Source organism: Rhodococcus sp. Leaf233 (genome assembly GCF_001426165.1).
GTDB classification, from domain to species: domain Bacteria; phylum Actinomycetota; class Actinomycetes; order Mycobacteriales; family Mycobacteriaceae; genus Rhodococcoides; species Rhodococcoides fascians.
The window spans coordinates 742970-755352 of sequence record NZ_LMRO01000001.1; the positions used below are offsets into that span (position 1 = coordinate 742970).

Consider the following 12383-nt stretch of genomic DNA (forward strand, 5'->3'; position numbering starts at 1 on the left):
CAATCCGAACGTCAGGTCGAGGGTGTTCGACGGGCGGCCTACGATCTGATGTCAGTGCGCAGTGACATCTCCGACCCCAATACGACGGACCCCACGACCGACAAACCGGTGGTGGGGCTTCTCGGCGTGGTCACCGCGGCGATCGACGGCCGTTCGGTGCCGGTTCCCGGTGCGCGAGCGCAGTCCCTGCTCGTGTCTCTGGCCTTGCATCCGGGGCGGGCGCGATCACCGCAAACTCTCATCGACGACGTGTGGCCCGACGAACCGCCTCGATCTCCCAAGAACGCGTTACAGACGCAGATCTCTCGGTTGCGGTCGGTGTTGCCCGAGGGTGCACTGGCCGGCGGCCCTGGGGGCTATCGGTTGGTCCTCGGTGCCGAGGACACCGACCTCGGCCGTGCGCAGGCGCTGGCTGGGGCAGCGGGCAGCATGCTCCAAGACGGGCACTGTCAGGAGGCCCTCGATACCGTCACCGAGGCGCTGGGCCTGTGGCGCGGCGAGCCACCGGAAACCGTGCGCGTCGAGGCCGACGTGGTGGGGGCTGCCCTGACATCCCTTCGGATAGCCGCGTTGCTAGGGCTGCGACGATTCGGCGAGGTGATCCCGCTCGTCAGAGCTCGGGTCACGGCCGATCCAGCGGACGAGGGCGCTGCCGTGGAGCTCATGCGGGCTCTGCACGGCGCAGGTAGATCGAACGATGCGTTGATGGTGTTCGCGTCGCTGCGAACCGAATTGTCACAGCGGTTGGGAACCGATCCGTCGCCCGCGGCGGCGGCTGTGAACGCCGACATTCTCGGACGGATGGATGCGGCCCCGAAGGTGTTGCACACCATAGGATTGCGTGCCGCACCCAATGCCCTTATCGGTCGAGACGACGATCTCGTCGCGATCGAACGAGTCCTGGCCGGCTCGCGCGTGACGACCGTGCTCGGGCCCGGTGGGGCGGGAAAAACGCGGATCGCTCACGCGCTCGGACGTCGGGCTGCTGCGAGAATGCCGGTTGCGTTCGTCGAGCTGGCCTCGCTCCGCAGCGGAGAGGACGTGGCATCCGCCGTGGCTGCGACCCTCGGTCTGGCCGAGGCCGATTACCTGGTGGGAGGGTTGCAGGTCGCTCGGATACATTCGATTCAGGAACGCCTGGTCGACGTGTTCTCGGCCCGACCCGGTCTGCTCGTTCTCGACAATTGCGAGCACGTGATCGACGAGGTTTCGGCGGTAGTGGACAAGCTGGTCTCGGCGACCGATGCGGTGACCGTGTTGACGACCTCACGTTCTCCGATCGGGTCGACGTCGGAAACGGTGTATCCGCTGCCGCCTCTGGGGTCAACCGGTCCGAATTCGCCTGCCATCGAACTGTTCTGCCTTCGGGCACGCGCGGTTCGCCCTTCTGTGGTGCTCGATCTCGATGCGGTCGCGCGGTTGTGCAGATCGTTGGACGGGTTGCCGCTGGCGATCGAATTGGCTGCGGCGCGGGTCAAATCAATGACGGTGGAGGACATCGCCGCCAGATTGGACCGGCGTTTGGTCTTGCTACGTTCGGTCGATCGGACGAGGCCCGAACGGCACCGGACCCTGCATGCGGTGATCGCCTGGAGTTGGAATCTGCTCGCACCCATCGAGCAGGCGGCGCTGCGGCGTCTGTGTCGGTTTCCGGCGGGCTTCGATCTCGATGCCGCACGCCGGGTCGCGGAATGGGCCGACGTCGAGGATGTTTCGGCTGCACTCGATGGGTTGGTCGATCAGTCCTTGCTCTCCGTTGCCGAAACGCAGTCGGGAATCCGCTATCACATGCTCGAGACGGTCCGTGAGTACGGTGAGGAGCAGCTCGACGTCAGCAGAGAGGCGGCCGACGTCGCCGCGCGGATGCGCTTGTGGGCCGAGGCCGTCGCGGTTCGGGTGTCCACGGGCTACTCTGCTGGACAACCGGCCGAGATGGTTCTGGTGTTGGAGGCCGAGCACGACAATTTGTTGTCGGTGATGAGACATTCCTTCGCGCATGATGTTTCGGCCAACGTGTGCACCCTGTTCTCGGTGTTGGGCTATTTCTGGGCCATGCGCGGCGCGCACGCGGAGGTGCTGAATTGGGCCGGCCGAGTGCAGGACAGTATGCGCCGCGGCCTTGCCGGGGCACCCGACGACAATGCCGCGATGTGCCTGCTGGTCTTGGTGGCGCACTTCGCCTACGGCGGGAACCTGCGCCAGGTGGCGAGGATGCGGATCGACTTACGGCATCTCCTGCGCACCAGGCCCGGAATGTCGCCGGGTCTGAGGTTCAATTCCGAGGTGGTGGTCCATCACACGGGCGGCCGCGGGCTGGCCCGAAAACTGGCCCGCGCCAGTCGTTCCGAACATGAGGATGTGCGGTGCAACGCGTACGTGGTTCGCTCCATGCTCGCGCAGAACTCGGGTCGACTGTTCGAGTCGATCAGGGACGGTGAGCGCGCGTTGAGTATCGCTCGTCGACGCGGCGACCTGTGGGCGGTCGGGTCGACGTCGCAGACGTTGGCGAGCTCGTACGGTCTGTCCGGTGACCACGCTCGCGCGGCCGAGTACTACCGCACGGCCGCTGACGTGATGTGGGAGATGCATGCGTACGAGGAGAGTGTGCAGACCCGAACCTTTCTCGCGATGGCCTTGACCGGCGCGGGGCAGACTGCCGAGGCTCGGACGCTGATCGACGAATTATCCTCGTCGACGGGGCAACCGGAGTGGGTTCTCGATGGGGGTGCAGAAAAAACGGAACGTGAGGGCGACGGTGTCGGTGCTCGATGGGATCGAGCTCAACAGAGGTCGACGTCGGCGTCGTTGACCGCGGCGCGAGCCGCGGCGGATCTGGAGGACGGTTCGATCGAGCAGGGGCTGACGCTGTTTCGTGAGGCGCTGGCGATGGGTGGGTGGCCGTCGGACGATCCGACGGATCCGTTCATGTCGATCCTGGTGTGCGCAGCCGTGGGCGCACATGTGTTGCACGAACGTGCCGAGGATGTGCGCGGCGCGGTGGAGCAGCTGGTGCGCACACCGTGGAATAAGCTGATGCCGAGCGGTTTCCACGATATCCCGATGCTCGGTGCCGTCGCCTGCGCGGTGGGTTCTTTCGAGGTGCACTGCGGGGACTCAGAGTTGGGTCTGCGCTTGTTGGCGGCGTCGCAGCGGGCGGTGGGTCGCCAGGACTTTCCGTCGATGCGCATCGATCGGCACGTGGCCGCGGCCCGCGCGATTGTCGGTGACCCTACGGTCGATGCCGGTATCGCGCGGGCTGCTGGTATCACCAGACATGCTGCACTGCAAGAGATCTTGAGTTCGCTACCCGTGTCCTAGGCCTTGCGCATGTACGACTTCACGGTCAGTGGGGCGAAGACGGCGACCATGACCACGGCTCCGACGAGTGAGTACACGACGTGGATACCGAAGTGCCCGTTGTTCGCCAGCTCGCGCACCGCGGTCACCAGGTGCGAGACGGGGTTGATGTTCGCGAAGGACCGGAGCCAGCTCGGCATCGTGGAGGTGTCGACGAAGGCGTTGGACAGGAACGTCAGCGGGAACAGCACCAGCATCGAGATGCCCTGGACCGAGGAGGCTTTGCTCATCAGGGTGCCCAGCAGTGCGAATATCCAGCTGATCGCCCAGGCGCAGAACATCACCAGTAGGACGGCTCCGGCGAGGCCGAGAAATCCTCCGGCCGGGTGGTAACCCATCGCGAACCCGGTGAGGAAACAGACGACAGCCGCGATCAGGTAGCGGATGACGTCGGCCATCAATGCTCCTGCAAGCGGGGAGATTCGGGCGATCGGGAGAGATCGGAATCGGTCGAAGACACCCTTGTCCATATCTTCTCGCAGCTGGGTGCCGGTGACGACGGAACCAGTGATGACTGTTTGTACCAGGATTCCGGGCACGATCATCGGCAGGTAGGACGTGACGTCGCCGGCAACCGCGCCGCCGAAGATGTAGCTGAACATCAGGGTGAAGATCACCGGTAGTAGCACCACGTCGGTGAGTTGTTCGGGATTGTGGCGAAGCTTGAGCAGCCCGCGATATCCCATGGTGGCGGACTGGGCGACGGTGCGGGCCAGGCCGATGTGTCGGACGACCGGACGGTCGGCGGGGTCGATGTACGTCGACGGTTGCGGAGTGAGAGTAGTGGTCATGCTGCGTCCTCGTCTGCGCTCTTGCCGGTGAGGGTCAGGAATACCTCGTCCAGGCTGGGTTTGGTGACGGTGATTTCGCTGACGTCGATGCCGAAGTCGCGCAGGCGAATCAAGATGTCGGGGGTGATCGATGTGTCGGTCATGGGTGCTGTCAGACGAGCGGACTCGGGGCTGACTGACACTTCTGTGCCCAGTTGCTTCGCGACCAGAGCTCGGGCGTCGTCGATCTGGTTTCGATCCGTGAGAGTCAGTGACAGTGCGGAGGTGCCTACCGAAGACTTGAGCCCGTCGGCGGTGTCGTCGGCGATCACGCGGCCATGATCGATGACGGCGATGCGATCACACAGTTGATCGGCCTCGTCCAGGTACTGAGTGGTCAGTAGAACTGTCGAGCCCGCCGCGACGAGCCGGCGGATGGTGTCCCACATCTGGGCTCGGGTGCGGGGGTCGAGACCGGTGGTCGGCTCGTCGAGGAACAGCAACGGCGGTGCCGAGATCAGGCTCGCGGCCAGATCGAGGCGCCGCCGCATGCCACCGGAGAACAACTTCAAGGGTCGGGACGCTGCGTCCGCCAACCCGAATTCCTCGAGGAGTTCGACGGCCTTGGCTTTGCTGTCGCGGCGGCTCAGGCCGAGGAGCCGTGAGAAGACGACCAGATTCTCGGTTGCGGTGAGATCCTCGTCCACCGATGCGTACTGACCGGTGACGCCGACCAACGACCGGACCGCGGTGGCGTCGGCGACGACGTCTCGGCCGAAAACTCGGGCTGAGCCGCCGTCGGGTCGAAGGAGGGTGGCGAGCATGCGGACCGTGGTGGTCTTACCTGCGCCGTTGGGGCCGAGGACGCCGTAGACCGCCCCGGTTGGGACGGTCAGGCTGACGCCGTCGACCGCGCGTTGCTTGCCGAATGTCTTGATGAGGCCGTCGGCCTCGATAGCTGGTGTGGTCATGGGACAACGATCGCCCCGACCGCTTGCACGACGCATACGTCGCGCTTGCAGCAGCTGTCTCGTCAGAGCGGCAACGATGTCTCTGTCAGTCCGACCCCGCCGGTGCCCCGCAGTTTGCGGAACCATTCGAGACCGAACGCAGTGGTCAGTTGTTCGATCGGCATTGCGAGAAACGGCCCGAAATCGCCGACCTGCGTTTCGTGCGCTTCCATCGCGGCCCGCTTGGCCGCGATGACGCTCGACACGTCCACGACAGTGGTGATTTCGGTTTCCGGCAGTCCGAACGACTCCATGTCCGGTGGTGACGCCTCTTCGCTCCAGTGGGGATTGGCTTCCATCAACCTGCGCATGTGGTCACGGTTGGTGGTCGTCTCGTACACGTACGGCGTCTCGGCGATCTCGGCGGCGCGCTTGCCGACGACGTGCACCTGAATGTGGTCGGGGTGGCCGTATCCACCGTTCGGGTCGTAGATGGTGACGACGTCGGCCTGCTCCTCGCGCAACACGTCGGCCAATCGCCCAGCCGCGGTGTCGACGTCGACGTTGCAGAACGCCTCCGGGTTGCCGTTCTCCGGCGTGCCGGCCATTCCGGAATCGGCATAGTGCAGGCGAACGACGCGCGCGACCCCCAGGACGGCAGCCGAACGGTCCAATTCGATGTGTCGGCGCGCGGCCAACGTCTCCCCGTCGGCGAGGATGCCGTCGGGATATTCGCCGACGGCACCGTCGGTGGCCGTCACGAGTACGACGCGGTGGCCGGCGTCGGCCGCGAGCCGCATGACGCCGCCCGTGCCGAACACTTCGTCGTCGGGATGCGCGTGGAAGCAGACCAGAACACTCATGGCGTGAATGCTTGCACGTCGAAGTGGGTGCGGCCCAGTCGGCGGGCCAATACGATCTATGGGTGACCACACGGCGGTCGGCCTCGATACGTTCGTATTGGCGGGATTCGCGAGCGGATCGGTACTGTCGCGCACTACATCCGGTGGGGATCGTCTTCGCTCTGGTGTTCTTCGCGCTGTCGATGACTCCGTCTCTGCTACCTCGTGTGTGGTACCTGCAGGCGGTGGCCACGGGGATCAGCGTCGCGATCGGGTACGGCGTGGGGTGCCTCGTTGCCTGGGTGGTCCGGCGCTGCGGAGTGTCACCGGACTGGTCGGAGCAGTGGCGTCGACGTGGGTGGTGGGCGTTGGCCGCGGCTGCGGTGGTGGTGATTCCGCTCTTCCTGATCCTCGGTTCGTGGTGGCAGCAGATCGTGCGCAAGCTGGTCGGCGTGGAGGATCCTGGCCGGCCGCTCTACGTCGCGGTGCTGGTGCTCTCGCTGGTGGTAGCGGTGGCGGTGATTGCTCTCGGCCGCCTGCTGCGCAGAGCGACTCGGGCACTGACGCGATGGGGCAAGCAGTACGTGCCGAGGCCGGTGGCGAGGATCGCCAGCGTGATCGTCGTTGCCCTGCTGGTGGTGTTCGCCGTCAACGGTGCCCTGATCCGGGGGATCGTGGCCGTCGCGGAGAAGTCGGCGTCGACCGCCGACCGCGGCAACCACGAGGGTGTGGAAAAGCCTGATGCAGCAGAACTGTCGGGGTCCGATGCGTCGAACGAGGACTGGGATTCGCTGGGTCAGGAGGGGCGACGCTTCGTGGTCTCCGGGGCATCGCCCGACGAGATCAGTGACTTCACCGGAAGGCCTGCAGTGCAACCGATCCGCGTGTACGCCGGTGTCGAATCGGCCGAAACGGTCGAGGGTGTGGCAGAGCGGGTGGTGGCCGAACTCGAACGTACCGGCTCATTCTCACGGGCCGTGCTCGGTGTCGCGACCACCACCGGACGTGGCTGGGTCAACGAATCCGTCGCCGGCCCTCTCGAGTATCTGTACGACGGAAATTCGGCCATTGCGTCGATGCAGTACTCGTTCCTGCCGAGCCCGATGGCATTTCTCGCCGATCGGCAGACCCCGCAGGATGCCGGACGAGCCCTGTTCGAGGCGATCTACGCGGTGTGGAGCGAACTCCCGGAAGATTCACGACCCAAATTGGTGTTGTTCGGCGAGAGCCTCGGTGCCTACGGCGGGCAGGATGCATTCAGCGGTGCGCAGGACATGATCGCGCGCATCGACGGTGCTCTGTGGGTCGGCAACCCCAATTTCACGCCTCAGTGGGCGCGTATCACGAGCGGACGCGACGCCGGTTCCCGCGAGATCCTGCCTGTCATCGACGGCGGAGAGCACGTGCGATTCGCGAGTTCGTCCGGGGATCTCGACATCGGTGGTCCGTGGGAACAGCCGCGAATCGTATACTGGCAGCACGCATCCGACCCGATCGTGTGGTGGTCACCCGCTCTGATCCTCGGCAGGCCCGACTGGCTGCGGGAACCCCGCGGCACCGACGTCGATCCGGGAGTGCAGTGGTTCCCGTTCGTGACGTTCTGGCAATTGACCTTCGACCAGGTGTTCTCCACCGACGTCGACGACGGGCACGGCCACAGCTACGGAGCCGACGCAGTGCGCATGTGGGCCGACATCCTCGAACCGGCGGGATGGTCCGACGCCGACGTGGAGCGACTGTACGAGAAAATGGCGGGTTGACATCGGTGCCGGAGAACGACGAGGTCGGCCAGGTGTTGGAGCTGGAGCGGCAGTTGCAACGTGCCGAGACACGGGGTGACAGAAGCAGACTCGTGGCTCTGCTCGCGGACGATTTCGTCGAGATCGGAGCGTCGGGGGTGGTGTGGACCAAGCAGTCGATACTCGAGCTGTTGGGCGGAGAAAGTGCGGCCGACGGCATCATCGAGGTCCACGATCTCTCCGGACGGATACTGGACGTGGGTGTCGTTCTGGTGCAGTGGACGTCACGACGGTCGGGACGTCGAGCCCGTCGATCGTCGATCTGGCGACGCACCTCCGATGGATGGGAACTGATGCATCACCAAGGCACACCTGTGGTCGACGGTCCGCCGGATCGGACGGGGTAGCCGAACCCGGGGACACAGAGTGGATTTCTGCGTCCCCGGGTTGCAGGGTCAGGCAGTCACGACGACGAATTCGTTGGGCGTGACATCGAGTTGCTTGCTCTCGGTGACGTTTCCGGTGGTGAGGTCGACGGCGTGGATGCTGTTGCCGGCCGGTTCGGTGACGTAGGCGGTGTCACCCGCGATGGAGATGCCGGGGTGGGCGTCCTGGTATTTCGCGGGACCTTCCCAGGCGTCGATGACGGGGTACGAGGCGGTGAATGTCTTTGTCGTCGGATCGAATACGTGGACTGCGCCGTCCGATCCGATGATGTAGGCCAGGTCGCCGGGGCCTCGGGCGACTCCGCGCCAGGTGTACTCGGCACCGTCGGGGAGCTTCACGACGTCGAGGGTCTTGGCCGCGGGGTCGATGACGGTGACCGCGTGCAGGAGTGAGCCCTCTGCGTCCGGGTCGTCCTTGTAGTCTCCCACGATGAGGGGGCTGGTCTCGCTCACGTACGCGTTGCCCGTCCGTCCGTAGGGCTGGTCCGGAGCGTCGAGCTTGGTTATCTGGCCCTTGTCGTAGATCAGAGCGCCGTTCTCGCAACCGAAGACGACGATCTCGCCTTCCGCTGTTCCCTCTCCGTGGACGCCGGGGCACTGATCGTTTTTGGCGACGACCGCTCCCGATGCGTCACGAACCTCGATGCCGGTGCGGCCGTTCGAGTTCCCGACCGTGGTGAGAAACGTGCCGTCTTCGAGGACGATCGAGACGCCGTGGTGCGCGTCGACACCGGGGATGCTCTCGGTCTCCGGAAGCCCGTCTGCGGATTCGAGCGCTGCGGTGTCGAAGATCGTGGTGTCGCTGGTGCCGTCGGCGTACAGGATGGTCTTGCCGCCGTGTCGTACGACGTGACCGGGCTTCTCGGCTTCGAAGACGGTGTCGGTCAGTTGCGGTTGCTCGGTCGTCCCGGCCGCGGTGTCGAGCACACGGAAGCCCTCGCTCGTGGTGACCATGACGTTGCGGTCGTCACCGGCGAGGTTGAGGCGCGTGTACTCCTCGGAGTCGAAATCAGCGACGGTCTCGAACGTGTCGGCGTCGAGCACCCGAAGGCCGCCTTCGTAGGACACTGCGACCCGTGGCCCGGCCGCAATCGCTGTGGATTCGGCGGCGGGGGTGGTGCCGGAGGAGCACGCCGCCAGGGTCGCTACCGCACCGAGGGCGAGCGCGGTGACGCTGGCCCTTCGAAAATCGTTGATACGCATGATTGTTCCTTTTCTGTGTGACGAATCGGTCAGCTGGCGAGTCCATCGGAGATGCGCTCGGTGTTGACGCGCATCATGGTGAGGTAGTCGGGGGCACCGCCGTCGGGTGCGGTGAGGGATTCGGTGAACAGTTCGATCACAGCGACACGAATGTCGGCCTCACTCGCCAAGGCCTGGACGAGACGATCCGGAGAAGACGATTCCGCGAATATCGCGGGAACACCGGTCTTCTCGATGGCTCCGACGAGTTCGGCCAGATCGGAAGCAGACGGTGCCGCCAGGGTGGTGCCGCCGGGAATGGCTGCCCCGATCACCGTGAAATCGAAACGGTCTGCGAGATAACCGAATACATGGTGATTGGTGACGAGTGCGCGGCGCTGATCCGGGATCGCAGCGAAGGTGGCGCTCATGTCGTCGTCGAGCCCCTTCAACTGCAGCCGATAACCTGCTGTGCGGTCGGTGATTTCGGCAGAATCGACACCGTCCAACCCGGCGAGCGCCGGCTCGAGGGCATCGACGACGGCTGTCATGCGCGCGGGATCGGTCCAGAAGTGCGAATCGGGACTGCCTGCGGCGTCCCATTCCGTGTACTCGAGGACGTCGATGGCGTCGCCCGCGACGAAGGTGGGCACGTTCTCCGCCGCTGCCTCGTCGAGGTGTTGCTGCAGACCTTCCTCGAGGCCGAGACCATTGGAGACGATCAGGTCTGCCGTGCGTAGGCGGGCACCTTCCTGCGCCGAGATCTCGAAGGAATGCGGGTCGGCGTTCGGCTTCATCAGCGTCACCACGTCTGCCTCGTCGCCGACGAGCTGCTGCACGACGTCGCCGAGGATGTTCGTGGACACGATCACCACCGGGCGGTCGTCACCGTCGGCGGAGCAGCCGCTCAGGCACAGTCCGATTGCTGCGGCCACCGCCACTGCCGATGAGAAGCGGCTGACGCGTCCGCTCGTCATCGTCCGGTCTCCGCGGTGAAGGCCGGTTCGGTGGCGGTGTCGAAGGTCCGCGCTGTGCGGGCACCGTCGGCGTAGTCGATCTCGTACAGCCGTCGTTCGGTCGGGGCGCTGAGATAGGCGCGCTGATCGTCGGCGACGAGAGTCGGGGACGCGCCGGCCTCGAGTGATTCGGCCACCAGCGGTTCGGTTTCGGCCAGAATTGCTCCGTTGTTGCCGTCCAATACCAGGACTCGGCCATCCTCGGTGAGGGCCAGCACGTGCTCGTCCGCATCGTCCACGGCGGTGACGTGCACCAGGGGTGCCGGTGCCGGGAGTAGGGACCACGACCGTTCGCGGGTATCCAGCATCCAAATGCCCTCTGCACCGGCAGAACCTGCGACCGTGGGGCGGCCCTCGCGGTTGTCGAACGACGTCGCTGCCGTGGCAGTGGTGCCGGCCGGGTAGGGGATTCTCTCGACCGCCAACTCGTCACCGGTGGCCGAGGCGAGCAGTGCGCCGTCTGCGCACCCGATCACGGCACCGACCCTGGTGGTGATCGTGCCGCGGGCCTGCGGGCACGGTTCGACCGGCCCGGTGCGTTCGCCGTCGGCGGTGTATCCGACGACCGAGGTCGACGGTCCGGATCCTTCGGTCACGAGCGCGAAAGTGCCGACGGGAACGACCATTCCGGCACCGGGCGTGGTGACCTTTCGGAATCGTTCCACGACTGTGCCTTTCGACAGGGCCTCGGTGTCGAGCAGCACAGCCTCGCCGGAGTCGGCAAAGAACAGTCCGGTACCTCCCGAAGTCGAAAGGTTGGACGTGGCAACGGTTGCCGTACCTGAGCCGCCGACCGTGCCGAGCAGTCGAGGCTCGCTGCGGTAGTAGTGAAAATGGTCGACGTGGTCCCAGGTCCAGACCCCGCTGTCGACGATCTCGACGCCCGCGTCTGTCTGCACGAACAGGTAGCGGCCGTCGGTGTGCAGAGCCTGCGGGGCTCCGATGGTCCCGAGATCGGTGACGGTGTCGTCGAGCAGATCGAGATGGGACACCCGCCCCGTCGGGTCCACGGACGTGAGCCCGAGCCGCGGTTCGGCGAGTTCGGCGGCACCGGCTATTGCCCCGTGGCCTTCGACTGCGGGTTCGTCTGTGCGTGGCAGGTTCGTCTCCGAGGAACAAGCCGTCGATGCGAGAACGAGGGCACCGACGGCGATTGTGGTGGTCAGGATGCGGGTGCGCACGTGTTCCTTTCGGGTGAAGTGGGGCGAGGACGGATGGCGGTGACGGCACTGCGTATCGCGTACGACAGGCCGGACACCGCGATCGCGGTCGCCGCCACGGAGGCACCGGCGGCGGTGGCCGCGTGCCAGGAGATCAGCAGGCCGCCGAACACGGACAGCACGCCGAGGACGGCCGCCACCAGCATTCGAGTGGGAATGCGGGTGGTCCACTGCCCGGCGGCGACGGCAGGGGCGAGCAACAGTCCGACGACCAGCAGCGAGCCGACGGCTTGAAACGACGCGACGACTGCCAGCGTTACGAGTGCGACGAGAACTGCCTGGGCCGAGCGCGGCCCGAGCCCCAGCACCGAGGCAATTCGGGGGTCCAGCGCAACGGCGACCAGCGGTCGATGAAACAGCGCCGCGACGGCGACTCCGAGTGCGGCCGCTCCTGCCAGGAGATAGAGGTCCGTGTGCGAGATGGCAAGAATGTCGCCGAACAGAATGGACGTGGCGTCGGTGGCGAAGCTCCCCGAGTGGGAGATGACGATGACGCCGAGCGCCAACATGGACACGAACAACATCCCGATGCTCGTGTCGTAGGACAGTGTTCCGCGGCGTTGCAGCGCGGTGATCCCGAGGCTCATGGCGACCGCGCTCAGTGCGCCGCCGATCATCACCGGAACTCCGAGAACGGTCGCGAGAGCGACACCGGGCAGCATTCCGTGTGCGAGCGCCTCACCCAGAAATGCCATGCCGCGGATCACGACCCACGTTCCGACCACCCCGCACAGCACGGCGACCAGGGCTCCGCCGAACAGGGCGCGTTGTACGAAACCGAGGGCGAACGGCTCGAACAGCGCGTCGATTGTCTGAAATGGCACATTCGGGAGCCTAATGAGATTGATAACGATATTCAAA

Annotated in this window: 10 protein-coding genes; 3 read left to right on the plus strand and 7 right to left on the minus strand. The window is 65.5% G+C overall.

What is annotated here, in order from left to right:
• The first annotated feature begins 48 nt into the window (after positions 1 to 48).
• Positions 49 to 3318: a BTAD domain-containing putative transcriptional regulator gene (locus tag ASH04_RS03700; protein ID WP_057472749.1), complete on the plus strand. Its 3270-nt coding sequence runs from the start codon at positions 49 to 51 to the stop codon at positions 3316 to 3318.
• Here the strand turns inward: ASH04_RS03700 and ASH04_RS03705 are convergent.
• From ASH04_RS03705 to ASH04_RS03715, 3 genes are read right to left on the minus strand one after another with little or no spacing between them, the layout of a single operon-like run.
• A complete protein-coding gene (locus ASH04_RS03705) occupies positions 3315 to 4148 on the minus strand; it encodes an ABC transporter permease (protein ID WP_032365234.1) in 834 nt (277 codons plus the stop codon). The two genes, ASH04_RS03700 and ASH04_RS03705, sit on opposite strands and share 4 nt — an antisense overlap.
• A complete protein-coding gene (locus tag ASH04_RS03710; protein WP_441344380.1) occupies positions 4145 to 5224 on the minus strand; it encodes an ATP-binding cassette domain-containing protein in 1080 nt (359 codons plus the stop codon). The genes ASH04_RS03705 and ASH04_RS03710 overlap by 4 nt, the downstream gene beginning before the upstream one ends.
• Positions 5161 to 5940 carry a PIG-L family deacetylase gene (locus ASH04_RS03715; protein WP_027498315.1) on the minus strand — a complete coding sequence of 260 codons (780 nt, stop codon included), beginning with the start codon at positions 5938 to 5940 and terminating at the stop codon, positions 5161 to 5163. The genes ASH04_RS03710 and ASH04_RS03715 overlap by 64 nt, the downstream gene beginning before the upstream one ends.
• Before the next feature lie 182 nt (positions 5941 to 6122).
• Between ASH04_RS03715 and ASH04_RS03720 the strand changes: the two genes are divergently transcribed.
• Both ASH04_RS03720 and ASH04_RS03725 read left to right on the plus strand, forming a co-directional pair.
• A complete protein-coding gene (locus tag ASH04_RS03720) occupies positions 6123 to 7679 on the plus strand; it encodes an alpha/beta hydrolase (RefSeq protein ID WP_057472926.1) in 1557 nt (518 codons plus the stop codon).
• Positions 7680 to 7684: 5 nt separating this feature from the next.
• Positions 7685 to 8065 (plus strand): nuclear transport factor 2 family protein, encoded by a 381-nt coding sequence (locus ASH04_RS03725; protein WP_057472750.1) that lies wholly within the window; start codon positions 7685 to 7687, stop codon positions 8063 to 8065.
• 48 nt (positions 8066 to 8113) lie between these two features.
• Here ASH04_RS03725 and aztD read toward each other — a convergent pair whose 3' ends face one another.
• The 4 genes from aztD to aztB are packed head-to-tail and all read right to left on the minus strand — an operon-like array spanning position 8114 to position 12346.
• Positions 8114 to 9307 (minus strand): zinc metallochaperone AztD, encoded by a 1194-nt coding sequence (gene aztD / locus ASH04_RS03730; protein ID WP_027498312.1) that lies wholly within the window; start codon positions 9305 to 9307, stop codon positions 8114 to 8116.
• 29 nt (positions 9308 to 9336) lie between these two features.
• Positions 9337 to 10263 (minus strand): zinc ABC transporter substrate-binding protein AztC, encoded by a 927-nt coding sequence (aztC, locus tag ASH04_RS03735; RefSeq protein WP_057472751.1) that lies wholly within the window; start codon positions 10261 to 10263, stop codon positions 9337 to 9339.
• Positions 10260 to 11483 (minus strand): hypothetical protein, encoded by a 1224-nt coding sequence (locus tag ASH04_RS03740; protein WP_057472752.1) that lies wholly within the window; start codon positions 11481 to 11483, stop codon positions 10260 to 10262. Before ASH04_RS03740 ends, aztC begins: the two co-directional genes overlap by 4 nt.
• Positions 11465 to 12346 (minus strand): zinc ABC transporter permease AztB, encoded by an 882-nt coding sequence (gene aztB / locus ASH04_RS03745; RefSeq protein ID WP_200937266.1) that lies wholly within the window; start codon positions 12344 to 12346, stop codon positions 11465 to 11467. The genes ASH04_RS03740 and aztB overlap by 19 nt, the downstream gene beginning before the upstream one ends.
• Positions 12347 to 12383: the final 37 nt, after the last annotated feature.

Excerpts from the sequence above, each read along its gene's own strand:
- ASH04_RS03700 (WP_057472749.1), top strand. The coding sequence starts at position 49 with ATGTCAGTGCGCAGTGACATCTCCGACCCCAATACGACGGACCCCACG.
- ASH04_RS03705 (WP_032365234.1), bottom strand. The coding sequence starts at position 4,148 with ATGACCACTACTCTCACTCCGCAACCGTCGACGTACATCGACCCCGCC.
- ASH04_RS03710 (WP_441344380.1), bottom strand. The coding sequence starts at position 5,224 with ATGGTTCCGCAAACTGCGGGGCACCGGCGGGGTCGGACTGACAGAGAC.
- ASH04_RS03715 (WP_027498315.1), bottom strand. The coding sequence starts at position 5,940 with ATGAGTGTTCTGGTCTGCTTCCACGCGCATCCCGACGACGAAGTGTTC.
- ASH04_RS03720 (WP_057472926.1), top strand. The coding sequence starts at position 6,123 with ATGACTCCGTCTCTGCTACCTCGTGTGTGGTACCTGCAGGCGGTGGCC.
- aztD (WP_027498312.1), bottom strand. The coding sequence starts at position 9,307 with ATGCGTATCAACGATTTTCGAAGGGCCAGCGTCACCGCGCTCGCCCTC.
- aztC (WP_057472751.1), bottom strand. The coding sequence starts at position 10,263 with ATGACGAGCGGACGCGTCAGCCGCTTCTCATCGGCAGTGGCGGTGGCC.